16 protein-coding genes are annotated in these 24,104 nt (G+C 47.8%); 11 read left to right on the plus strand and 5 right to left on the minus strand.

The window, feature by feature from the left end:
* Window positions 1–122: 122 nt before the first annotated feature.
* The 3 genes from AB0L18_RS27220 to AB0L18_RS27230 all read left to right on the plus strand — a co-directional run bounded on the left by AB0L18_RS27220 (window position 123) and on the right by AB0L18_RS27230 (window position 6,559).
* A complete protein-coding gene (locus AB0L18_RS27220) occupies window positions 123–5,036 on the plus strand; it encodes a gliding motility-associated C-terminal domain-containing protein (RefSeq protein WP_367390479.1) in 4,914 nt (1,637 codons plus the stop codon).
* Between the two features lie 92 nt (window positions 5,037–5,128).
* Entirely contained in the window at window positions 5,129–5,662 is a 534-nt protein-coding gene (locus AB0L18_RS27225; RefSeq protein WP_367390480.1) for a dihydrofolate reductase family protein, read from the plus strand.
* 288 nt (window positions 5,663–5,950) lie between these two features.
* The gene (locus tag AB0L18_RS27230; RefSeq protein WP_367390481.1) at window positions 5,951–6,559 is read left to right on the plus strand and encodes a CatB-related O-acetyltransferase; all 609 of its coding nucleotides are present in this window, start codon (window positions 5,951–5,953) and stop codon (window positions 6,557–6,559) included.
* 1 nt (window position 6,560) lies between these two features.
* Here AB0L18_RS27230 and AB0L18_RS27235 read toward each other — a convergent pair whose 3' ends face one another.
* Complete coding sequence (locus tag AB0L18_RS27235) at window positions 6,561–7,574, minus strand: AraC family transcriptional regulator ligand-binding domain-containing protein (protein ID WP_367393195.1); 1,014 nt, start codon at window positions 7,572–7,574, stop codon at window positions 6,561–6,563.
* 111 nt (window positions 7,575–7,685) lie between these two features.
* Between AB0L18_RS27235 and AB0L18_RS27240 the strand changes: the two genes are divergently transcribed.
* A complete protein-coding gene (locus AB0L18_RS27240; protein WP_367390482.1) occupies window positions 7,686–8,135 on the plus strand; it encodes an SRPBCC family protein in 450 nt (149 codons plus the stop codon).
* A 248-nt stretch (window positions 8,136–8,383) separates the two neighbouring features.
* Here the strand turns inward: AB0L18_RS27240 and AB0L18_RS27245 are convergent, their stop codons facing one another.
* Both AB0L18_RS27245 and AB0L18_RS27250 read right to left on the minus strand, forming a co-directional pair.
* On the minus strand, window positions 8,384–9,541 hold the full coding sequence (locus AB0L18_RS27245; RefSeq protein WP_367390483.1) for a DUF819 domain-containing protein: 1,158 nt from the start codon (window positions 9,539–9,541) through the stop codon (window positions 8,384–8,386).
* 335 nt (window positions 9,542–9,876) lie between these two features.
* Window positions 9,877–10,281, minus strand: coding sequence for an SRPBCC domain-containing protein (locus AB0L18_RS27250; RefSeq protein ID WP_367390484.1), 405 nt, complete (start codon window positions 10,279–10,281; stop codon window positions 9,877–9,879).
* 72 nt (window positions 10,282–10,353) lie between these two features.
* On the opposite strand from AB0L18_RS27250, the gene AB0L18_RS27255 reads away from it, so the two are divergent.
* Window positions 10,354–12,717: a fibronectin type III domain-containing protein gene (locus AB0L18_RS27255; protein ID WP_367390485.1), complete on the plus strand. Its 2,364-nt coding sequence runs from the start codon at window positions 10,354–10,356 to the stop codon at window positions 12,715–12,717.
* Between the two features lie 364 nt (window positions 12,718–13,081).
* Here AB0L18_RS27255 and AB0L18_RS27260 read toward each other — a convergent pair whose 3' ends face one another.
* Window positions 13,082–13,993, minus strand: coding sequence for an OmpA family protein (locus tag AB0L18_RS27260; RefSeq protein WP_367390486.1), 912 nt, complete (start codon window positions 13,991–13,993; stop codon window positions 13,082–13,084).
* Between the two features lie 292 nt (window positions 13,994–14,285).
* Window positions 14,286–16,169 carry a CocE/NonD family hydrolase gene (locus tag AB0L18_RS27265; RefSeq protein ID WP_367390487.1) on the minus strand — a complete coding sequence of 628 codons (1,884 nt, stop codon included), beginning with the start codon at window positions 16,167–16,169 and terminating at the stop codon, window positions 14,286–14,288.
* A 293-nt stretch (window positions 16,170–16,462) separates the two neighbouring features.
* Here AB0L18_RS27265 and AB0L18_RS27270 point away from each other — a divergent pair, with 293 nt between their 5' ends.
* The 6 genes from AB0L18_RS27270 (at window position 16,463) to AB0L18_RS27295 (ending at window position 23,990) form a co-directional block, all read left to right on the plus strand.
* Window positions 16,463–18,124, plus strand: coding sequence for a T9SS type A sorting domain-containing protein (locus AB0L18_RS27270; RefSeq protein WP_367390488.1), 1,662 nt, complete (start codon window positions 16,463–16,465; stop codon window positions 18,122–18,124).
* Between the two features lie 11 nt (window positions 18,125–18,135).
* A complete protein-coding gene (locus AB0L18_RS27275; protein ID WP_367390489.1) occupies window positions 18,136–19,788 on the plus strand; it encodes a T9SS type A sorting domain-containing protein in 1,653 nt (550 codons plus the stop codon).
* A gap of 11 nt (window positions 19,789–19,799) precedes the next feature.
* Window positions 19,800–21,437 carry a T9SS type A sorting domain-containing protein gene (locus tag AB0L18_RS27280; protein WP_367390490.1) on the plus strand — a complete coding sequence of 546 codons (1,638 nt, stop codon included), beginning with the start codon at window positions 19,800–19,802 and terminating at the stop codon, window positions 21,435–21,437.
* Window positions 21,438–21,717: 280 nt separating this feature from the next.
* Window positions 21,718–22,164 carry a (4Fe-4S)-binding protein gene (locus tag AB0L18_RS27285; protein WP_367390491.1) on the plus strand — a complete coding sequence of 149 codons (447 nt, stop codon included), beginning with the start codon at window positions 21,718–21,720 and terminating at the stop codon, window positions 22,162–22,164.
* 9 nt (window positions 22,165–22,173) lie between these two features.
* Window positions 22,174–22,464, plus strand: a complete 291-nt coding sequence (locus AB0L18_RS27290; protein WP_367390492.1) for a GNAT family N-acetyltransferase — start codon at window positions 22,174–22,176, stop codon at window positions 22,462–22,464.
* A gap of 236 nt (window positions 22,465–22,700) precedes the next feature.
* Window positions 22,701–23,990, plus strand: coding sequence for a DEAD/DEAH box helicase (locus AB0L18_RS27295; RefSeq protein WP_367390493.1), 1,290 nt, complete (start codon window positions 22,701–22,703; stop codon window positions 23,988–23,990).
* Window positions 23,991–24,104: the final 114 nt, after the last annotated feature.

The raw sequence follows: 24,104 nt of genomic DNA on the forward strand, positions 1-24,104 counted from the left end.
TTATGCCTGAAAGTCAAGCATATTTTAGCTTAGATATTAGCTAAAAGTCTTATTTTTAGGCGTAATCCTCCCTTAGGGATACTATGTTAGCATCCCTAACCACCTCACTAATCCTATTAATTATGCGTAAAGCATTACTCTCCTTGCTGGTCTTTACTACTTTTCTCGTTTTGTATGCCCTCAACGATCAGCCTTATTCGGTCGAAAACGCTGCTAATTTAACTTCTGAAACTGATTACTGTGGTAGTAATTTGACCTGGCAACGCCTATTGCAACAACAGCCCCATCTTCTCCAACAGCAAGAAGCACTGGAAGAGGCTTACTACCAAAACCAACAAACAGCTCATCTAAAAACGGTTGTTCCTCCTTACACCATCCCGGTTGTATCCCATATTGTCCACCAAGGGGGGGCGGAGAACATTCCCGCTACTTCGATTGACGGCAATCTTTATTTCTCCAAAAGACTCAACAACCAGCTCTTTGTTATCCCTAACCCCAACAACTTTATACCACAGCAGCTGATACCGGGAGACATTGATTTGTCAACACTGCAGGAACCCAATATTCAACTCGATGGAGACCCCGGCACACTGGTAGATCAGATGGACGGGTGTTGCCCCGAAGATTGTGACGAACCCTATGTCTACTTCTACGGAGAAGATGCAGATTACAGCGGGCGGACTTTACTGGCTTATAATGAATTCATCTTCGTTGGTGGCCAAAGAGGCGACGAAGCTTTGCTGACCAAGATGACTCCCGCCGGAGAGGTGATATGGGCACAAACCATGCGGCCGATCAACAACCTCCCCAATGTCATTGTAGACCTTAAGATAGATAGTGAAGGAATGCTTATCGGTGCTGGCAGTGCGCTTACGGGTAGTAATTTAGGCTCCTTTACGTTCAAAATTAACCCCGATAACGGTGCTACAGTCTGGACGCGCACCTATACCGATCCTGCAAGTGACTATTTCAACGTATCTGATATTTTTGAATCGCCAACCAATGGCGATTATATTGTACTAGGCACTGCGTTTAGTAATACCAACGGACTGGGCTGTGATGCTGCTTTTTACTCCATCAATCGTAATGATGGAGATATTACGTCTCAGCGTATCCACTTCCATTTGGGTTCCTGTGAAGGCATTGAGGCAGCAGTCATCAACAACAATAACTTTTACGTAACGGGGCGCTACAATTTTTCTGGTGGCGGATTCAACCGCATGCGCCCTGCCATTACCAGTTTTAACAGTACTGGGACAGCAGTTTGGTCACGACTCTACTTGGTAAACGTCAATCAGGATGCTCGTCTTTACAGCTCTGACATCAGCCTTGACGGTCCTAACAATCTGGTGGCACTTGCCCATGGAGACGACAATGGTACCGCACCAGACAACAATGACTTTTGGATCATTCGCACCAATTTGGTGGGCGGTGCCCAATGGGCGATCAAATACACCCTGCCCGAACCCGTGGATGGTAAAGAAATATTGGTAGTCGATAATGGCTATGTCATATTGGCCCGCGCCCGCACCTCCAACAATCTTTACCTTACTCGCGTAAATGGTGCTGGTACCGTCATTTGGGCGAAACAGCTCCAAAACCTCACCAGTATTGGTGCAGGCGACGAATTGGTTCAGATCGGCAACTATCTTTATCTCACCGCACAACATACGGGCAACACCAACACCGAGCTGGCCCTCCTACGCATTGATTTCGAAACAGGATCATTTCCTGATGCTTGTATCAGTAATGAAGATGTCGAGATCACACAGCAGTTTATTACCTCCCCTTATGATGGATTCAATGCCCTATCACCTTACAACACACAAGTAGACGGAAGCAGTGATTTTGACCTCAGCCCTACCCTACTCGCTCCATTGCCAATAAGCTGTGCTCCACCTTGCGGGCCAGAAGATTGCGACAACGGCATTGACGACGACGGCGACGGACTAGTGGATTGTGAAGACCCTGATTGTGATTGCGAGGAAATCTGCGACAACGGCATCGATGACGATGGCGACGGACTGGTAGATTGTGATGACCCTGAACTCGCTAATGATTGCTGCTGTTACGTGCCTCCGGTCCTTGAACTTGGAGAAAACATTGTGGTCTGTGAAAACGGCGTCTTCGTTCTGGATGCTGGCCCTGGCTTTACGAGTTACCAATGGTCGGATCTAACGACCGAGCAGACGCTCACCACCACCTTCCCCGGCGAATACAGTGTGACGGTCACCGATCAGTGCGGTAACACTCAGAGTGACACCCTCCTCATCAGTGTTGACCCAGCTAGTGCAATTGACCTAGGTCCTGACCTCACCCTTTGCGCGGGCGCAACCCTGACCTTAACCGCCGATGGTTTTGTGACTTACGAGTGGTTTCCTGAAAGCAATTTTGATTGTAATACCTGTCCGACTGTGGTATTTACAACAACAGTAGATACGGAAATTATCGTTGTAGGAACCAATGCTGCGGGCTGTATCAGTACCGATACGCTGTTGGTCACCATTGATGCCACCCAACCCGGCAGCTTCACGTCAACTGGTATTTGCCCCGGTGAATCGATTACCTTTGGTGATCAAACTATCACGGAAGCAGGACTCTATCTGGACACCGTCTCTACAGGAACTTGTTTGACCATCGACAGTCTGGAAGTGGCCTTGCTCGAAACCTTCAACACCGAAGAGGATCGTACCATCTGTGCCGGGCAGTCCACCACCATTTTTGGCAACGAAGAAACGGAGCCTGGCACTTATAACATGACGTTCACCGCAAGCAATGGCTGCGATTCGACACACACCATTGTTCTGAGTGTCGAGGAGGAAATCAATACCAGTGAGGCACTAGCGGTTTGCAATGGACAGAGTATCTCTATTTTCGGTAACGAAGAAACCGCTGCCGGATCTTACGCAATGACCTTTACCAGCAGTAGTGGTTGTGACTCTGTCCATACGATTGTCCTCAGCTTATTGGATACTTTTGCTACTAGCGAAACACTGCAGGTTTGTGAAGGGGAAAGTGCAACGATTTTCGGCAACGAAGAGACAGATGCGGGGATCTACGAAATGACTTTTACCGCCGAAAATGGATGTGATTCTACCCATACCATTATCCTGGAAGTTTTAGAAACGTTCGCTACCAGTGAAATAGTGAGCACTTGTGAAGGTACCGCCATCGACATTTTTGGCAACCCTGAAACAGCGGCGGGGGATTACACGATGACCTTCACCGCCGAAAATGGATGTGATTCTATCCATACGATTACCCTAAGTCTCTTTGAGCTCAACAATACCGAAGAGTCCGTAGCTATTTGTACTGGAAGTACGACGGATGTTTTTGGAGAGCAGGTCGGCGATGCCGGCGAATATAGCATGACCTTCAGTGATCAAAACGGCTGTGATTCAACGCATACGATCACCGTTCAGGTACTCCCCACCTTTGCTACCAGCGAAGATTTGACTACTTGTGAAGGAACGCCTATTGCTATCTTTGGTACACCAACGACCGAAGCGGGTAGTTACAGCATGACCTTTGCCGCCGAAAACGGTTGTGACTCTACCCATACCATCAACCTGACCGTACTGCCTACCTTTAGTACCAGTGCCAGCATTGGGATTTGCCCCGGCGAAAGTGCCGAAGTATTCGGCCAAACCGTAGACGAAGCAGGTGAATACAGTATGACCTTTACCGCCGCCAATGGCTGTGATTCGGTGCATACCATTACCCTTATTCAATTGGAAAGCATTACGACCAGCGAATCCATTGATGACTTGTGTGCAGGAGATAGTGTAGAAGTTTTTGGTGAAACCGTCACAGAAGATGGGGTCTATCAACAAACTTTCACGGCGAGTAACGGCTGTGACTCCACCCATACCATCACCGTTACCGTCCTGCCAACCTTCACGACTACGGAAGAAGTATTCATTTGCGATGGCGAGAGTGTGGAAATATTCGGTCAACAGACCAGTGAAGCAGGCACCTACCAAGAGACCTACACCGGTAGCAATGGTTGTGATTCTACCCACGTGATTACCCTTACGGAAGAAACCTTCTCTGGTAGTGCTTACATTTTCCCACCCTGCCCTAGTGATCCTGAATCATGGATTGTTTACATCAATACCAATGGAAACGGCGGGCCTTATACGGTGAGTTGGAATGGCAATGTGGTGGTCAACAATACCATTAACAATATTCCAGTTGGCGAACACACAGCGATTGTGACCAGTGCCAACGGCTGTATGTATACCGTTGAATTCACTATACGCCCCTACAACCAACCCTGGTGGGGATTGGTGGCTGGACCAAATTGCAACAACCCTCAATCCGGCGAAATCCGCATCCAAACCGAGCCAACGGATGAAACCCTCAGCTTTAGTCTAGACGGCGTCAACTTCAGTGAAACGCCAATACTTAGTGGGCTCGCCGAAGGAGATTACACCTTGTACGTAAAATATGGCGATCGTTGTGTGGTAACCGAACCCATCACCGTTCCCGGTCCGGAAACTTTCAGCCTGGCTTTGCCCGAAGACCAAACCATCAAATGGGGCGAAAGCCTAGCGATCGAGCCTACCACTGATGTTGGCCCGGGAGCCAGCTACCAATGGACCCCAGGCAGTAGCCTCGATTGTCCGGTCTGTGAGAAGGTGATCGCTCAACCAGAAGAGACGACCCGCTACTTCCTCAAAGTCACCGACCAAAACGGTTGTACCGAGGTGGATGACATACTCGTAAAAGTAGATCGCAGGATTCCCTACTACGTCCCAAATGCGTTTACGCCCAACAATGACGGGCAGAACGACTATTTCACGGTTTACGCCGCAACGGGTGTAGAAGAAGTACAACAAATGATCATCTTCGACCGCTGGGGAGGTGAGGTCTACGTACGCACCAATTTCCCACCTAACCGTGAAGAATTGGGCTGGGACGGTCGTTCGCGTAAGCAACAGGTCTCTCCCGGTGTTTACGTTTACTACATCGAACTGCGACTCAATACTGGTGAGGTGGTCATGGTGAAGGGAGATGTGGCATTGATCAAGTAGAAAATTACGCACAATTGGGAACCATATAAGGCATATAAGTTTTCTAAAAAAGATACTTACTTATAGGTCTTATATGGTTCAAATTAACTTTGATGAGAAAAATTGTTTATTACGTCGCAAGTTCATTGGATGGTTTTATTGCGGGACCCGGCGATGATATTAGCGACTTCGTTCAACAGGGTGACGGCGTAACTCAATATCTAGAAGATTTACAAAGCTTTGATACGGTGATCATGGGGCGCAAAACCTATGAATTTGGTTATCAATACGGACTGATTCCCGGACAGCCTGCCTACCCCCACATGAATCATTTCATCTTTTCCAACTCACTTGTTATTGAGCATCTTCACGAAAAGGTTCACATCAAGAAAATAGACAGGAACTTTATTTTGGAACTCAAACAACAAGAAGGCACCGACATTTACCTCTGTGGTGGTGGGCAATTTGCCGGTTGGTTATTTAATGAAGGTTTGATTGACCAATTAAAAATCAAACTGAATCCAATAATTCTAGGAAAAGGGATTTCTCTATTTAGTGATGTTAAGAAAACTTATCACCTTGCTTTGAAAGACAACAAAAGCTTTCCTTCAGGGATGCAGATCATCTCTTATGACGTATTGTATTAAGAAGGCTCCATATAAAAAAGTAGCATATTGTAATTCCGAACGATTGACTTAGCAAAGCACCTCATCTTTGTCTTGTTATTTTGCGGCGTTAGTCCTTCACGTTTTTTCACTAGAGTTGTTCTGTTGGGGGCTGTTTTAGCGAAAGCGCTAAAATTTCATTCTGAACGAGGCAGATTTTGCAGTCGAATGCGGGCAATTCGGCGAAAAATCTAACGAAGTTCAGGATGAAATTTTCCGCTTGCAGCAAAACTTGTCCCAGCAGAACAACTCTACTAAAACCTCTTCTTCATGCAAGGCCCCAATCCCAACACTACCTTCCCACTAGCGAATTACGACCGCCTTTGTTTTTTGAAAAACATTATCAAAAATCCCAACATCATTGTGGGCGATTACACCTATTATGATGATTTTGAAGATGTGCATAATTTTGAAAAAAACGTCAAATATCATTTTGACTTTGTGGGCGACCAGCTGATCATCGGCAAGTTTTGCATGATCGCTTCCGATGTCACCTTCATCATGAACGGCGCCAACCACCTTACGGACGCGGTATCTACCTACCCTTTTGCCATTTTTGGTCACGGCTGGGAAGGAGCTATGGAGGGCAAAACCTACCCTAGCAAAGGAAATACCGTTATTGGAAATGATGTCTGGATTGGACATCGGGCGACCATCATGCCGGGGGTGACGGTGGGTGATGGGGCCATCATTGCTACCAATGCTACCGTCACCAAAGATGTACCTGCTTATGCGGTGGTAGGTGGTAATCCCGCCAAGGTGATCAAAATGCGGTTCTCTGACGCAGAGATCACTCGCCTATTGGAGCTACAATGGTGGGATTGGCCGCTGGAGAAGATCACCGCTAATTTGGGGTGGTTGACGGGGAAGGAGGTCTAAATCAAGCAGCATGCTCTTCCCTCCACGCCTCAGGACCTACACCTTGCCAAGCTTTGAAAGCCCGCGAGAAAGCACTGGTACTTGCGTAATTGAGTAAATAAGCGACCTCACTAATACCAATGTCTGAGCGCCGAAGATAGCTTAGCGCAAAATCCTGCCGCAATTCTTTGAGGAGTTGTTTGTAAGTGTAGTTTTCTTCCTTCAACCGGCGCTGGAGGGTACGAGGGCTTACATTCAAGTAGTGGGCCACCTGCTCCACATTGGGAAAATCAGCTTGAGCGAGCTGGAGCATCGACTGTCGGACGGTGTTTGCGAAACCCGTTTTTTGGCTTAGCTGGGCAGATTTCTGTTCGGCGTGCGCTACCAAGATGCGGAGTAATCCAAAATCATACGTAGAAATGCGTTGCTCCACCTGAGACTGATGAAGAACGATGGCAATCTCTCCTTTTCTGAAAATCAGAGGACATTTAAAGATACGCTGGTATTCGGATAATGCAGGCCCTTCTGCCCAGGGAACGTGAATAGCTGTCGGATGATACAGCCGTAGGGTGAGTGCCTGGAACTCGCGCAGTGTGAAGACCAGTACCCCTTCTACCGTATGACGATAAGCAAGCGGAGATTGCTGCTCCCAAAGCTTATTCTGCTGAAGTAAAACCTTGTAGTAAGCACCTTCTTTTTCCAGCTGCATGGGCAGTTCGCTGCACCCCAGATTAGCAAACTCGCAGCAGTACTCCAAGGCCTGTTTTACGGTTGCGCTGGTTTGGGTAATCTGCCCGATGAGACCCGCTGCCGAAAGGCTCAAGCCCTCTCCCATGTGAAGTCCGAGGCAGGGATCTTCCGTTTTGGCAATTGCTGCTTCAAGAATGGTATTATAAACCTCCCTGCTCAAGACACATTCAGGGGTGCTTAAAGTAGCCTCTGATTGCCCGCTCAGGGCAATCAAGTGCTCATAATCTGCTCCCTGCCGAGCGGCAAAGGCGGCTACATTGAGTACAAATCTTCCATTAAATGCCATACTCAAAGATACAAATTCTCCGCATTGGCGCGAAATGATAACAGACTGGCATTTGTGGTCAAGCAAACCTGATTTTATTAGCTGATCTTTGTAAAAAATAAATCAACAACGATGAAAACCATCAGCACTTCTATCCTAATCGACGCCCCCATTGCTAGTGTTTGGGCGATATTGATGAATCAGGAAGCTTACCCTCAGTGGAATCCATTTATTCAGCAACTCAAGGGTGATCTTGCCTCTGGCAATACCATTGAAGCCATCATCCAGCCCCCGGGGCAAAAGGCAATGCGCTTTACCCCGCTCGTGAAGGTGAACCAGCCAGAGCAAGAGTTTCGCTGGCTGGGTCATCTCTTTTTTCCTGGCATCTTTGACGGAGAGCATTACTTTTTGCTAGAGGATATCGGCGGAAAGCAGACGAAATTCATCCACGGCGAGCAGTTTCGTGGGCTATTTGCTGGTCTTATCCTTAGATTGATTGGGGAGAGTACCAAGGCAGGGTTTGTAGCAATGAACGAGGCGCTGAAGGCACGAGCAGAAACACTTAGTAGCGACCAAAAATAGCGCGCTAAAGCACACGAAACCTGCTCGAAAGTGAGGCCGAACAAATACCGTTTTAGATATGCACAATAGGTCCCGATGGGTCAAAGTTGAACGAATTGGCGCGCAGGTAGGAGGCCGGAGCGCGGGGTGCGGAGCAACCAAGGGCAAAGGATAGGAGCTGCTATGTAGGGAGTAGCGGATAGCCTGGTGCCTTCTCCCGTCCCTACTTTTCTAGTGGGGACGGGAGAAGGCATGACCTCAAAAAACAATTAAAGCAGCACCTCCGCCACAAAGAAACCGATGTAAGTGCCTAGTCCTGAACCGAGCGTACCCACCAGGATAGAAGGCAGAATAAGGTCGGTACGATGGAGGCTTTTGGCCAAAGCCATGGCGGAAGATGCCCCTCCGACATTGGCCTGGCTGGCGATGGACACCAGGTCCCAGTCTTGCTTGAACAAGCCGCCAAGTAGGAAAATGAGCAGGCCATGTACCAAGACAATGCTGGTGGTAAAAATAGTGATGGTGAGGGCCATTTCGCCGATCTCGCCCAGGGCGGCCAGCTCGCAAAAAGCGCCGATCACCGCCAAGAAGAGATAAACGAAAAACAACCCCAAAAGCTTGGCTCCGCTGATCCTTTGAATGGCAGGGATTTGTGCTAAAACCAAGGCAATGGTCGTAAGGATGAGAATAGATGGAACCGATAGGCCATAATTAGCCAGCAGCTGGGTGAGCGCATCAGCCACCCACAAGGTGCCCGCCCCCAGGGCAAGTAACAAGCCCAATTGCATGGGATCTATGTTTTCGTCTTCACTTTGGATGGCGGTAATTTCTGCGGCCGTAAGCGGCGTCTGGCCAGTAAGTTGTTGACGTGGCCACCAGCTTTGAAGCAGTTTGGAAATCAGGAGCGTAGCGATCATCCAAAGGGCGGTGAGGATATTATCTACCGCTACGGTGCCGGCGTAGAGGTTGCCTTCTTCCATCATGTTGTATTCGATGGCGATGGCGTTGAAATTTACGCTACCGCCCGTGTAAGTGCCCGTCATCATGCCCGCCAGGGCGCGATAGCTCTCACCCAAGGCGCTGCTCCCACCTACCAACCAGACCGCGAAAACCGCCCCGATAGCCGTACACAGGGAACCGATGACAAACATGAACAACATGGGCAAACCCGCTTTCTTGAGTTCACTCAAATTGACACCTAATAAAAGAAAGAAAATAGAGATAGGCGCAACGTAGTGAAAGATGCCGTCGTACAAGACAGACCCCTGCGTAGCAGAAGGGATGATCCCTAAATTAGCCACTACCGCCGTGAGTAAGATGACCAATAAGGTAGTACCTAAATACCGTAGAATGGTATGCCTGTTGAGCCATTCGCTGATGACAATATTCAAGGCTAAAATGGCGAGAATAGCGAGGGGAGCTTGCATGAAAGAAGGGCTAAGCGTGGAAGTAAGGAACAGCACGAAAATAAAAAGCGATTTTGTTTTTCACAATAGTTAAATAAGCGCTTCATTTTAAGCCCGTCTGGCCAGCCGGACAGGCGTTTTAACTATTTGAAAAACCTGAGAAAAATCGCAGTTTATTTTATGCGCAATACTAAGACATCCAAGATAGGAATAAAATTGGTAAAATCGATCCTGTGGATCGACCCCTCCAGCGGGACACATTTTGATGATGCTAGTAGCAAGCATACTATCCATTCGGAATCCACTCTAATAGCCTAAATCAGTGCGCTAAGGGGTCGAAACCTACCCGAACGCATTTACCTCCCCCTTTCCACCACCTTTCGGAGTGCCTCTAAATAGATTGCCCAGCAAAAGCTGGTTCGGCGAAAATGGTCGTTGATTTTATCCCAGCTGGTATGGGCAAATCGCAGGGTGGTAATGCCATCTTCCCCTTCCTTGAGTTGAAAATGGATTTGGGTAGGCGTCCAGTCAGCGTCTGCCTGGGTCATTTGCCAGCTTATTTGCAGGGGTGTTGTGATCTCAACGACCTTTGCACGCCAGTCGGAATCTTTGGTAAAGAAAAACTGGTATTCTGCACCCAGTGTGGGCTGCCCGGCGGCTTCTGTGGTCCACCAGGAGCACAATCCTTCCGGGGTGGTGATGGCTTTAAAAACACGCTCAGCGGAGGCCTCGATGGTTAGGAGATGGTGAATGCTTGGCATAATTTGGTCGTTTAGCTCTTTTCAAGATACGCATTTTCTGTAATTTTAGGGATCAAAGAAAAACAACGACTTATGCGACTATTGCTAACTTTTGGTTTTACGGTCATCTGTTCCTTTCTTTCCGCACAAACCATACAAGTTCTCCCCTATCTCCAAAAAGCAACACCTAACGGTATTTACGTTCTTTGGGAAACCGACCAGGGAGAAGAAAGCACGCTAGAATGGGGCCCAACAACCGATTTAGGCAATACGACCACAGGCAATACAACGACAACGACTGCCAGCACCCGCATGCACGAGGTGCAACTGACGGGCCTGGAACGGTTTACGACCTACTATTACCGCGTAAAAACGGGCAGTGCGGTATCTGACATCTTCAGTTTTAAAACGCCTCCTTTTGCCAGTGACAATGAGTCGTTTCGCCTACTCGCCATGAGCGATATGCAACGCGACGGTAACCAACCAGATAAATATCGTGAGATTATCCAGGATGGGGTGATTCCTTACCTCAATGATCATTTCAGCGGTACCCTTACCGAGGAGCTGGCACTGGTGATGATCCCTGGCGATTTGGTAGAAAATGGCAATGTCTACAGCCAGTGGAAAGACCACTTCTTCACACCAGCGCAGCCACTCCTTAGCCGCATCCCCATCTATCCGGTGCCCGGGAATCACGAAAATAATTCAAATACCTTTTTCCAATATTTCAACCTGCCCGACAATGGGAGCGCAGGCTCGGAAGAACATTGGTGGTACCATGATTATGGTAATCTGCGCATCATTGGGCTCGACTCTAATGGTCCTTACACCACGCAGCAACAGTTGGACTGGTTGGCAGATGTTTTGGCCACGACTTGTGACAATGAGGAGATTGATTTCGTCTTCGCCCAGCTTCATCATCCTCATCTTTCGGAATTATGGCTACCAGGAGAGTCTAATTTCACCGGTGAGGTCATCCAGCGATTAGAGGATTTTAGCAGCTCTTGCGGCAAGCCGAGCATCCATTTTTTCGGACACACGCATGGTTACTCTCGTGGCCAGTCGCGGGATCACAAACACCTTTGGGTGAATGTAGCTACGGCAGGTGGCGCCATCGACCATTGGGGAGATTACCCGCAGGCGGATTATGATGAATTTACGGTTTCCCGCGATGAATGGGGATTTGTAACGGTGGATATTACAGCTGGTGAAGCACCACAATTCACCCTAAAAAGAATCAGCCGGGGGAACGAAGCCAACTTTCTAGACAATATGCTGGTTGATAGCCTGACGGTACGTAAAGCCGATCAGCAAGTAGATCAACCTACTGCCATCTTCCCTAATTTCGACCTTGTTTCTCCAGAATGTGTTTTACTCAAGGCGGGTGATTTCTCTTCCGTTGTACCAGACGCCACCCACGGGCAAAGTCATTGGCAGGTTTTCGCCGATTGCGACGACCTCTCCAATCCCGTAGCTGAACGCTGGAAAAGCTACCAAAACCTCTACTTCAACGAAGACACCCAAGCCGGCGACGACCTCACCGATGAGCGGATCACCGGGCTCGCTCCCAATACCAACTACTGCTGGCGGGTACGCTACCGCGATCGCGAGCTTAACTGGAGTGAATGGTCGGAAATCGTACCTTTTGCCACAGGCAATTCTTCTTTTTCCAATAATCTATTGCTCAATCCCGGGGCAGAAAACCTACTCCAATACTGGAATGCTACCCAAGGGATCACCGAAGCACTGACTTCTGGAGAATGCAATGGCATTGCTCCTCACAGTGGCAGCTACTACTTTGCCGTAGGCGGCTTGTGCGAAGAAAGTCCTTTTGCTCAATGTGTCCAGGAAATCAATGTAGTCGCCTTTGCTGACTCGATTGATACCGGCAACTGGCAGGCCAATTTCGGCGGCTACCTTGCCAATTTCTCCGGCAGTGATCGCCCGGCACTCTACTTGCGATTTCTGAATGAAGCGGGCACGGTATTGGACACAATCGCTGAATTTGCCAGTTTAAGCAGCAACTGGACGCTGGTAGATGAATTTCATAGTATTCCTCCCCAAACCCGCTTGATTGAGTTTGTACTCACAGGCACCCGCAATGCCGGCACGGATAATGATAGTTATTTTGATGACTTGTTTTTGCGCGTGGGTAACATGACTGACGCTTGCTCAGAATACATCACGGGCAACTCTTCGGCATCTCCTCCTGCGAAATCACTACAGGTAGCTCCCAACCCTTGGTCGAATACTTGCCGGATACTGTTGCCGAATGCCAGTGCCGAAGAAATGACCCTTCACCTAACCAATGACATTGGCCAGAAGGTTCCCGTTCGCTTTACTCAAGAGGGCAATCAGTTCTTACTGGAACGATCAAGTCTAAGTGCAGGGATTTATTTCTTCAGCATAAGACAGGCTGGCGTACTGATAGGAAGTGGCCGATTTGTAGTGGAGTAGGAAGCCTTCAGGTGCGGGGTGCGATTTTCAGTGCGAAGTGCGAGGTCCGGCCGTAATTGTGTGATCGCAATCTACGATTGGAGTTAGATACGAATTTAGGTGCGGGGGTGCGTATAGACTAACCCTTACACACCTTAACACCTACCCAACCTTTACCCTTTTTCCAGCTTGCAAAATTTTACCTTCATTAAGTATATAAAACAAACCAGCCGCTTGCTATCCTAAGACAACAAGCGGCTGATTTTAACTCTCTATACATCGAGTACTTAGTTAAAAAGCTGATGTTTGGTATAACATCCATTTAGGTTTATCAAATCCCTATACCCTATACCAAGTACCTCGTACTGTGAAGTTAAACTTCACATTAGTCGATCTTCTGAGCAGCCAGATCTGGGTTTAGCAGATCGTAAAACTGGTTCAGTTTAGGTAGAATGATGATCCGCGTACGGCGGTTGGTAGCACGGCCGGCAGCAGTATCATTGCTGGCGAGTGCATTGTACTGACCACGTCCCGCAGCAATCAAGCGATTGGGATCAACACCGTGGGTAATTTGCAGCGCGCGAGCTACCGAAGTTGCCCGTAGTACACTCAAGTCCCAGTTGTCTTTCACACAAGCACTGCTGATCGGCACATTGTCGGTGTAGCCTTCTACCATCACTTCCATATCAGGGCGAGACTTCACGATTTGGGCGATTTTACCCAATACTTCCGTAGCACGTGCTGTGATGTTGTAGCTACCACTTTCGTAGAGCATCTTATCCGACAAGTTGATAAAAACCACGGTTTTGTCAACTTCGATTTCCACATCTTCATCTTCGATGCCTTTCGCCAATACCCCTTTCAGGTTGACCGCCAGCGCCAGGTTGATAGAGTCGGCTTTCGTCTTGGCCAATTGTAGCATCTGAATGTATTTGTCTTTGCCATCCAGCTGAGACAAGGTGGTAGAAACATTGTTGCTTGCAGACTGAGAAAGGGTCGTCAAATTGCCTAATTGTTCTACGGTACGGTCACGCTGTGCTTGCACGTCTTTGATCTGATCTTGCAATTGCTGGATCTGTTCAGTGCGGCCTTGCAGCAAAGCAGTAAGGCGTACTCTTTCCTGCTCACAGGTATTAAATTGGTTGCTCAACCGGCTAATATCAATGGCGCATTGCTCTTCCATTTTGTTTGCAGCTTCCAGCTCTGCCTGTAAGGCATCGTACTGTTTTTTGCTTACGCAGGAAATCAACAAGGGCAGTATTGCCAGCATCACCAACAGACTTTTCATAAACTTCATAAGGACTTTGAATTTTGGGTGGTTGATAGAGTAGACTTGTTCTGTTGGGATCATTTCGGGGGCAAATCGCGCCTTATCTTCCCACACTGTGCCTTTTTCAAGTCGCTTAGCTACGGCTAGGCTCCTTAAAAAAGACTTCGCGTGGTCGATAATGCATCAATTTTCCTACCAAACTGACCCAGCAGAACAAGTCTAGTAATTTTGATAGTAATACTTTAGACTATAACCGTAACAAGGTGTCACCATCAAATGTGCGTTTCAAGAAAATAATTTTGAATTATTTTTCATTTGATTAGTTCCGAATCAATGGCAAACGCACCTGTGACGGGTATTTTGCGGAGTGGTGTACCTTGTTATGAGCTACAACGCCTTTGGCTTCGTCGTAATTATTGCCACCCGTATTTAAGTTACGCTCAAAACGAGGAAAATTACTGCTGGAAACTTCTATCCTGATTTGGTGCCCTTTAGCAAAGTAATTGCTGGTGGAAAGCGCCGTAAGATCCACTTTGTAGACCTCTCCTTCTTTCATAAACACCTCCTTGTCGTAGCCCTCGCGGTAACGCACTCTTTGGATGGTTTCATCCAGGTTGTAAGCAGTGCCATCGGGATAAACATCGATAAGTTTTAGCGTAAAATCGGTATCTTTTGCATCAGAACTAATGTAAAGGGTACATTCTACCGATCCAGTCAATTCTACCCCTTCGGCAAGCGGCGGGGTGCTGTATACCAGGATATCGTTGCGGGTTTCCATTTGTTGCTGATCAAAGGAACCTCCTTCGACGGCATTGCCGGTGCAGCAGACATTTCCACCGTAAGACATCACCGGATTGTGGGGATCGTAGGTAAAACTATCGGGGCGATCAGTTTTGGGCATGGTGGTCGTCAGTTTACCATTGCCGTAGAGGCTATTGGCACCTCCTTCGCTGTCCAGGTAGTAGGTCTCCATCTTTGCAGCAGCGGGTGGCCATTGCTCAGCGGTTTGCCACTTGTTGCTTCCCATGGTGTAGTAAGTCACGCGTGGTGTTTTTTCCAGGACATCGTTCTTTTCGCCCTTCAGCCAGTAGTCAAACCAGCCGTAAATCAGCGCATCGTAATCGTAGCGGGCATCACCTACCGAGCGCTCGCCAACGATGGTATTCTCCGTTGCGCGCGTGTAGCGGCAGTGTAAGGTGGGTGCAATAAAGAGGTATTGGTGATCGCGCACATCCGGGGCCGCATTCTTTCTGGCGTGATTGAATAAAGCTAAATTGGGCGTGATGGATACATCGTACCAGCTACAGAACCAAAAGCTGGGCACCGCCAATACCATATCGTCGTGGTAAAGCCCGCCCTTGTACCAGTCGGGATCATTGGGCTTGCGCTGGATCATGTCTTCGTAAATACCTTTTGGTCCTTGCTGGTTTTCAATAATTTCCGACACCGGCAAATGCGCCAGTCCTTCCTTCCAGTCAACCCGAGGGTACTCCGGCGACATATCATAAAAGCGTTGTAGGCGGCGCAGGTCTTCCGTTGAAATCCCTTCCGGCAAGCGCGGCGCCATGGGGTCGTGCTGAACGGAATACAGCCAGGCCGTGAAGAGCATCTGCTGCGCTCCACCGCGGTACCAGTTGCCCTGTTCGTAAATATCGCCTACACGACCTACCCCGGCGCCATAGCCCATGGGTACCATGGCCGCGTGGGAAGGGTGATCCAGGGCAGCAACGGCCATCTGCCACTCAGCGGTAGAAGAACATCCGTAGGTGCCGATTTTGCCATTGCACCATTCCTGGTCTTTCATCCAGCTAAAGGCATCGTAGCCATCGGTGAGCGGTACGCCGAGAATGTCCCATTTGCCTTCCGAAAAGTAACGGCCGCGCTCATTTTGCACTACATAAGCATAGCCCCGCGACACGGCCTCATAAGCACTGGTATAAGTACGGGTGCGCTCTTCGCCATCGCCGTAAGGATTGAAATTGTAAGGCGTCCGCGAAAAAATAACCGGGACTTTAGCATCCCCTTTCGGGCGGTAGATATCGGTAGCAAGCCGTACGCCATCGCGCATCGGCATCATTACTTTTTGCTCAATGACGGCAATTTCAGCCAGTCGTTGATATTCGCTTGATTCCTGAGCGGCAAGGCTCGAATAAGCACTGACAATTAGTACGAATAGTAATAATTTAGAAATAAGGTTAATCATGAGCGTTTTGGTTTGGTATGTTTTGAACTTGGGGAAGATAAAGATTTTCGGGCAAACTTTTTTGGCAATGCAGTGAACTAAGCTCCTCAGCTAATGAGGTACAATGAACGAAATCATGCATACTTTTGAAAACCTTACATCTTACCGAAAATAGGAGACCGTTTTCTGTCAGCGGCCCTCTAACTGGTATTTTTTATCGAAATTGAAACAGATCCTCGACAAAACCGTAAGTAAACCTAATATCATGAATTGATACCCGTCTGCCAAGGCAGAATTAACAACGCGAAGTAACCATGAAACCTCTCTACCTATCCCTCATTTTTTTCACATGCGTTCTTTCCCCTAGCCACGCACAAGTTGTAGACTCCACTTTTGGCGAGCCCAATTCTTTTGTGTCAGGTGGTTATGTTCCTGGTATGACAGGAAATGATTTTTCAGAAAGAGAGGATCGAGCGTACGTAATGCTTTTTTCAGACGACGGCAAAATTATTATGGCGGGTCACACTGCTGGCGAAAATGATAGTGACTTTGCCTTTACACGTATGCTGGACAATGGTCAGTATGATCAAGAGGCAGGACCAGACGGTAAGGTACGGTTAGACTTGGGCTTGCAACACGATTCCTGCCTGGCCGCCGTCCGCTACGGCCCCGATCAAATGCTGATGGGAGGCAGTGGGGAGCAAGCAGGAGAAGCCGGTTTTTCTGCCTTATTGATCAAAACGGATTTTGACGGCCAGCTCATTAGCAGCTTTGGAACGGAGGGAAAAGTATTTCTGAACTTACCGGGGCAACACGAGATGATTACTCGCCTGCATCCGCTTCCGGATGGTAAGATTATGGTTGCGGGCAATGTCTTCTTCGGCCCTTCCTATCCTTATCCCGATTCTACCTCCATTTTTGTCGGCCGCTTATTGGAAAATGGCAGCGTAGACAGCAGCTTTGGAACTAACGGGTTTATCTACAAAAACCGCTACGCCTGCCCCTCCAGCATCCTGGGCGATCTGGTGTTTTATCCCGATGGTGCATTCCTTCTTACTGCGGAAACCTATAATCCTTATCCTGGACTCCAATATCCAGAAGGCCCTTGTGAAACCAGTATATACGTATCACGCTATTTACCAGATGGAGCAATTGATCTAGCTTTTGGAGAAGCCGGCACAACCGATGTGACTACAACAGCAGGCTGGGCAAAGGCACTGGGCATTTATGAAGATGGCAAGATTGTTGTAGCAGGATTAACATCTGATGGTTTGACAATGCCAAATTACACTACAGTTGCCAGGCTACTACCGGATGGCAGCCTCGACAGTACTTTTGCCAATAATGGTGTTTTTAAGGAATTTATATTTAGTCCTGATATTGATCCGGCCAATCCTGTAGACCTGGTGGTGCGGGGAGAGGAGGTTTTGGTGGGCTTTAGTGCAACCGAGTATAGAGGTTATTTCTCTTTTGGTGCCCTTTACTTAACCAATGAGGGGCAACGGAAACCTAATTTCGGCAACAATGGTTTATTGACCTATCACAGCATTTATCCTGCGACAAGGTATCGCATAAAAGAATTACGGTTATCAGAAGATCAACAAAGCCTGTATTTTGTTGGCAGCTATCGGAAGCTTATCCATTTTGATAATATGTTTATCTGCAAACTAGATATTAGTGACCAAACAGTGGCTACAGACGCTGGCTTGTACAACATCCAGGCAGCCCAGCTCTACCCCAATCCACTAAAAGCGGGAGAAGTACTGCATATTGAATTGCCTGGCCTTGGTGAAACAAGTGGTGACTTACTCCTTCAGGTATACGACAGTAGAGGCTCGCTGGTGATGCACCAGAAAACAGATGCCTATGCCTTAGCTGTAGGTCTTTCCTTGCCAGTACGCAGCCAGGGCGTTTATTTTGTTGAGGTATCCAATGAGGAGGGGCGGTATTTTGGTAAGGTGCTGGTGTTGGACTAAAAACAATAGCTATGAAACCTCTCTACCTATTCCTCATTTTTTCGATCTACATTCTTTCCCCCTGCTACACTCAGGTTGTAGACTCCACTTTTGGGGAGCCTAATTCTTTTTCACCAGGCCAGAATGTCTACGGAGTAACCGCCAGCGATTTTTCCGATAGAAAGGACAAGGCCTATTCGATGCTTTTTTTAGACGACGGAAAAATCATCATGGCCGGGCATACGGCCGGTGAAGAAGAAAGTGATTTTGCCTTTACCCGCTTGCTCGCCAATGGGCAATACGACCAGGATTTTGGCCCGGATGGCAAAATACAACTGGACTTAGGCTTACAACGCGATTCCTGTCTGGCGGCTGTTCGCTACGGCTCCGATCAAATGCTGATGGGAGGCAGTGCGGAACAAGCCGGAGAAGCCGGTTTTTCTGCCTTATTGATCAAAACGGATTTTGACGGCCAGCTCAATAGCAGCTTTGGAACGGAGGGAAAAGTATTTCTGAACTTACCGGGGCAACACGAGATGATCACCCGCCTGCATCCGCTTCCGGATGGTAAGATTATGGTTGCGGGCAATGTCTTCTACGGCCCTTCCTATCCTTACCCCGATTCTACCTCCATTTTTGTCGGCCGCTTATTGGAAAATGGCAGTGTAGACGAGAGCTTTGGGAACAATGGGTTCATCTACAAAACCCGCACTGGATGTCCCTCCAGCATCCTGGGCGATCTAGTGGTGTATCCCGATGGTGCATTCCTCCTTACTGCGGAGACCTATTCTCCTTATCCTGGAATACTGAATCCTTTTGGTCTTTGTGAACCCACCATTTACGTATCGCGCTTTTTGCCAGATGGAGCCGTTGATACTGCTTTTGGAGAAGCCGGCACAACCGATGTGACTACAACAGGAGGGTGGGCAAAGGCACTGGGTATTTATGAAGATGGAAAAATCATCGTAGCAGGATTAACATCTGATGGTTTGACAATGCCAAATTACACTACAATTGCCAGGCTACTACCGGATGGCACCCTCGACAGTACCTTTGCTGACCAAGGTGTTTTTAGAGAACCTCTAAATCAGTCGGGCCTTTTTCTGTTAAATCCCATAGACCTGATTATTCAAGGCGATGAAATGTTTGTAGGCTTTAGTTCAGAGAACCATATAGGTTTAAAGTCATTTGGTGTTCTTTGCTTAAACAATGAGGGGCAGCGCAGTACCAATTTTGGAGGAGATGGTGTTTTTACTTATCACAATATTTATGGTTGGGGCTTATGTGAAGTTAACCAAATACAATTATCAGCAGACCAGCAAAGCTTATATTTTACGGGCGGCAGTAAATACCAAAGTGACATGTTTATCTGCAAACTAAATATCAGCGACCAAACAGTGGCTACAGATGCTGGCTTGTACAACATCCAAGCAGCTCAGCTCTACCCCAATCCACTAACAGCGGGAGAGGTACTGCACATTGAATTGCCTGGCCTTAGTGAAACAAGTGGTGACTTACTCCTTCAGGTATACGACAGTAGAGGCTCGCTGGTGATGTACCAGAAAACAGATGCCTATGCCTTAGCCGCAGGCCTTTCCTTGCCAGTACGCAGCCAGGGCGTTTATTTTGTTGAGGTATCCAATGAGGAGGGGCGGTATGTTGGGAAGGTGCTGGTACAGGACTAAAAACAATAGCTATGAAACCTCTCTACCTATCCCTCATTTTTTTCACATGCGTTCTTTCCCCTAGCCACGCCCAAATTGTAGACTCCACTTTTGGCGAACCGTATTCTTTTTCACCAGGTCAGTATTTTTACGGAGTAACCGCCAGCGATTTTTCCGATAGAAAGGACAAGGCCTATTCGATGCTTTTTTTAGACGACGGCAAAATCATCATGGCCGGGCACACGGCCGGTGAAGAAGAAAGTGATTTTGCCTTTACCCGCTTGCTCGCCAATGGGCAATACGACCAGGATTTTGGCCCAGATGGCAAAATACAACTGGACTTAGGCTTACAACGCGATTCCTGCCTGGCGGCTGTTCGCTACGGCTCCGATCAAATGCTGATGGGAGGCAGTGCGGAACAAGCCGGAGAAGCCGGTTTTTCTGCCTTATTGATCAAAACGGATTTTGACGGCCAACTCATTAGCAGCTTTGGAGAGGAGGGAAAACTATTTCTGGACTTACCGGGGCAACACGAGATGATCACCCGCCTGCATCCGCTTCCGGATGGTAAGATTATGGTTGCGGGCAATGTCTACTTCGGCCCTTCCTATCTTTATCCTGATTCTACCTCCATTTTTGTCGGCCGCTTATTCGAAGACGGCAGCGTAGACGAGAGCTTTGGGAACAATGGATTCGTTTACAAAAGTCGCTATGGATGTCCCTCCAGCATCCTGGGCGATCTGGTGTTTTATCCCGATGGCGCATTCCTTCTTACTGCGGAGACCTATTTTCCTTATCCCGGAAGCCTGGATCCTATAGGGGCTTGTGAACCCACCATATATGTATCGCGCTTTTTGCCAGATGGAGCCCTTGATACTACTTTTGGAGAAGCCGGCACAACCGATGTGACTACAACAGCAGGCTGGGCAAAGGCACTGGGCATTTATGAAGATGGCAAGATTGTAGTAGCAGGATTAATATCTGATGGTTTGACAATGCCAATTTATACTACAGTTGCCAGGCTCCTACCGGACGGCACCCTCGACAGCACTTTTGCCAATGATGGTGTTTTTAGGGAATTTATTCATGCCGGTGATATTGATCCGGCCAATCCTGTAGACCTAGTGGTGCGGGGAGATGAGGTTTTGGTGGGCTTTAGTGCAACCCTTTCTTTTGGTGTGCTTTGTTTAAATAGTGAGGGGCAACGCAATACCAATTTTGGAGGGGATGGTGTATTTACTTATCACAATATTTATGGCTGGGGTACAAATAAAATTAACCAAATACAATTATCAGCAGACCAGCAAAGCTTATATTTTACGGGCAGTTATAAGTACCAAAGTGATATGCTCATTTGCAAACTAAATATAAGTGATAACATGGTGGCTGTGGACGCTGATCTCTACAACATCCAGGTAGCCCAGCTCTACCCCAATCCACTAACAGCGGGAGAGGTACTGCACATTGAATTGCCTGGCCTTAGTGAAACAAGTGGTGACTTACTCCTTCAGGTATACGACAGTAGAGGCTCGCTGGTGATGCACCAGAAAACAGATGCCTATGCCTTAGCCGCAGGTCTTTCCTTGCCAGTACGCAGCCAGGGCGTTTATTTTGTTGAGGTATCCAATGAGGAGGGGCGTTATTTTGGTAAGGTGCTGGTGTTGGACTAAAAAACATTTTATACGCAATCTACAAGCAGCCTTCTCTGGGCAAAAAACTGTACAATTCCGTGTTTTTGTGCTTTAGTGGCTAAAAAACCCTCCGTGTCTCCGTACCCCTGCCTGCAAGGCCAGCTTGCTGGCAGGCAGGTCCGCGGCAAATTAATTTTGGAGCGTTTGCCCTAATTACAGGACACCCACCCCCAAAACCTCAAATAATCTTTTTATCTTCAAAAATGTTTCCCTTAAGTGCCGTTTTATAGCATAAAAAGCAGCACAAAATCTAACTAACATGCCTGATAAAAACATCACTAAAGAATACAGCAACGGAGAAATCACCATTGTCTGGCAACCAGGGATATGTGCCCACTCTGAACGGTGCTGGAACAAAGAAAAAGGTGGACTACCTGCCGTATTCAACCCTAACAAGCGCCCCTGGATTGATCCTGAAGGAGCTAGCAGCGAACAGATCATGCAACACATTGACCGCTGCCCCAGCGGTGCTTTGAGTTACTACCGCAACGATAAAGCTGAAGCTGGCACTACCAAAAGTGACCGTGCTCCCCACATCACGGTCTCCGCCAATGGACCACTGGTGATCAAAGGCCCAGCCAAAATCGAATTGCTTGATGGCAGTACCAAAGAGATGGATAAAACCGCCCTCTGCCGCTGTGGTGCTTCCAACAACAAGCCTTTCTGTGATGGCAGCCACCATAAAATCAATTTCCAAGACGCTTAATAGATCAACATGGAAGATTTAAATATCCAATTAGAAGAAGAGGAAACCCGCGGCCGTGTTTTCATGGAGGAGCGTAGAGAACTACTAGCTGAAATGACCTACTCCAAAGCTGGCGACAGTCTACTCATCATCGACCATACTTACGTCGCGGAATCCCTAAAAGGCCAAGGGATTGGCCGCCTCTTGCTAGATGTGATTGTAGCCATGACGCGCCGACAAGGAAAGAAAATCATTCCGCTTTGTCCTTTCGCGAAAAGTGTCTTTGACAAGGATCCGAGTATTAGAGATGTGTTGAAATAAAATAAAAAAGAAATATCTCAACTATATGCTTACCTTTGTCGTTTACAACATGGTTCTCTGACAATTTGTGAGATTGCGTATCAGGGAAAAATTACTTTAACAAACAAGTTCGCGGCCAACAAAATCCGGCCCAACTTTCAATACTTTTCCCTACGGTTTGTCAACCCTACCTCAACGGGCAACTTCTCCAGCCGATAAGACTTCAGCGTAAAGGTATTGAGCCATTTTAACGATAAATGACATTTAATTCATTGGGGATTATTGACCCCATCCTGCGTGCCCTTGAAGTAAAAGGGTACACCAAGCCTACTCCAATCCAGGAGCAGTCAATTCCAATTTTACTTAAAGGAAAGGATTTATTGGGTTGTGCCCAAACCGGCACTGGTAAAACAGCCGCTTTCGCCATTCCGATTATTCAACAACTTTGTGAAGCTAATCTTGATGGCCCTTACGTCATCAAAGCACTCGTAGTAGCTCCTACCCGCGAACTCGCGATCCAGATCAATGACAGCTTTCAGGATTACGCCAAATTTACCGACTTACGCAGCACCGTTATTTTTGGTGGGGTAAAACAAGGTAAGCAAGTAGATATCCTGAAGAAAGGCGTAGATATTTTGGTAGCTACCCCGGGACGACTACTCGACTTAATGAACCAGGGCTTCATTAGCCTCCGCGACGTGGAATACGTAGTACTGGACGAAGCTGACCACATGCTTGACATGGGCTTCATTCACGACATCAAAAAAATCGTAGCAAAGTTGCCCGAGAAGCGGCAATCCCTCTTCTTTTCGGCTACAATGCCTCCGGCCATTATGGAATTGTCCAGTAAAATATTGGGTAACCCAGAAAAAGTGACCATCAAGCCTCAGCAGGCTACTGCCGAAAAGGTAGGCCAGGCTTTGTACTACGTCGATAAAAAGCAGAAGCGCAAATTGCTCCATCACTTGATCGTAGAAGAAAAAATGGAATCCGTTTTGGTCTTCTCTCGTACCAAGCATGGCGCCAATCGGATTGTGAAAGATCTCAACAGTGACGGTATTGGAGCGGCTGCTATTCACGGTAACAAGTCGCAAACTGCTCGGCAGAAAGCACTACAGGAATTTCGCGACGGCGACCTGCAAGTATTGGTTGCTACCGATATTGCCGCCCGTGGCATTGATGTGGACGAACTGGCCTTTGTCATCAATTTTGACTTGCCTAACGTGCCAGAGACTTACGTTCACCGTATTGGTCGTACCGGACGTGCCCAAGCCAGCGGAATTGCAATTTCCTTTTGTGATCAGGAAGAAAGAGCTTACTTACGCGACATTCAGCGCTTGATCAAGCAAGATGTTCCGGTTGTAGAAGATCACCCTTACCCTGATGATGGAACCAGAGTAGTGACTGAAAATTCCTCTTCTTCCCAACAGCAGCGTTCACGCAGCAACGGAGGAAACAACAATCGCCGTCGCGGACCAGGTAATAGTTCCTCATCAGGCAGCCGATCTGGGGGAGGAAACCGCCGGAGGTTCTCTAGTTCAAGGTAGTTTTGTAAAAACCATTTCTGTAACAGAAAACAGGGCAGGTACTTCGCGGTGCTTGCCCTGTTTTGTTTACCTCAGAAGCCTCTTGATTGGTATTCGTCTTTACTCACCAGCATA

The sequence above is a fragment of the Lewinella sp. LCG006 genome, assembly GCF_040784935.1.
GTDB lineage: Bacteria > Bacteroidota > Bacteroidia > Chitinophagales > Saprospiraceae > Lewinella.

Coding starts and splice junctions, on each gene's coding strand:
- AB0L18_RS27290 (WP_367390492.1), top strand. CDS start 22,174: ATGGAAGATTTAAATATCCAATTAGAAGAAGAGGAAACCCGCGGCCGT.
- AB0L18_RS27270 (WP_367390488.1), top strand. CDS start 16,463: ATGAAACCTCTCTACCTATCCCTCATTTTTTTCACATGCGTTCTTTCC.
- AB0L18_RS27260 (WP_367390486.1), bottom strand. CDS start 13,993: ATGAAGTTTATGAAAAGTCTGTTGGTGATGCTGGCAATACTGCCCTTG.
- AB0L18_RS27240 (WP_367390482.1), top strand. CDS start 7,686: ATGAAAACCATCAGCACTTCTATCCTAATCGACGCCCCCATTGCTAGT.
- AB0L18_RS27225 (WP_367390480.1), top strand. CDS start 5,129: ATGAGAAAAATTGTTTATTACGTCGCAAGTTCATTGGATGGTTTTATT.
- AB0L18_RS27285 (WP_367390491.1), top strand. CDS start 21,718: ATGCCTGATAAAAACATCACTAAAGAATACAGCAACGGAGAAATCACC.
- AB0L18_RS27230 (WP_367390481.1), top strand. CDS start 5,951: ATGCAAGGCCCCAATCCCAACACTACCTTCCCACTAGCGAATTACGAC.
- AB0L18_RS27265 (WP_367390487.1), bottom strand. CDS start 16,169: ATGATTAACCTTATTTCTAAATTATTACTATTCGTACTAATTGTCAGT.
- AB0L18_RS27295 (WP_367390493.1), top strand. CDS start 22,701: ATGACATTTAATTCATTGGGGATTATTGACCCCATCCTGCGTGCCCTT.
- AB0L18_RS27280 (WP_367390490.1), top strand. CDS start 19,800: ATGAAACCTCTCTACCTATCCCTCATTTTTTTCACATGCGTTCTTTCC.
- AB0L18_RS27275 (WP_367390489.1), top strand. CDS start 18,136: ATGAAACCTCTCTACCTATTCCTCATTTTTTCGATCTACATTCTTTCC.
- AB0L18_RS27250 (WP_367390484.1), bottom strand. CDS start 10,281: ATGCCAAGCATTCACCATCTCCTAACCATCGAGGCCTCCGCTGAGCGT.
- AB0L18_RS27255 (WP_367390485.1), top strand. CDS start 10,354: ATGCGACTATTGCTAACTTTTGGTTTTACGGTCATCTGTTCCTTTCTT.
- AB0L18_RS27245 (WP_367390483.1), bottom strand. CDS start 9,541: ATGCAAGCTCCCCTCGCTATTCTCGCCATTTTAGCCTTGAATATTGTC.
- AB0L18_RS27220 (WP_367390479.1), top strand. CDS start 123: ATGCGTAAAGCATTACTCTCCTTGCTGGTCTTTACTACTTTTCTCGTT.
- AB0L18_RS27235 (WP_367393195.1), bottom strand. CDS start 7,574: ATGGCATTTAATGGAAGATTTGTACTCAATGTAGCCGCCTTTGCCGCT.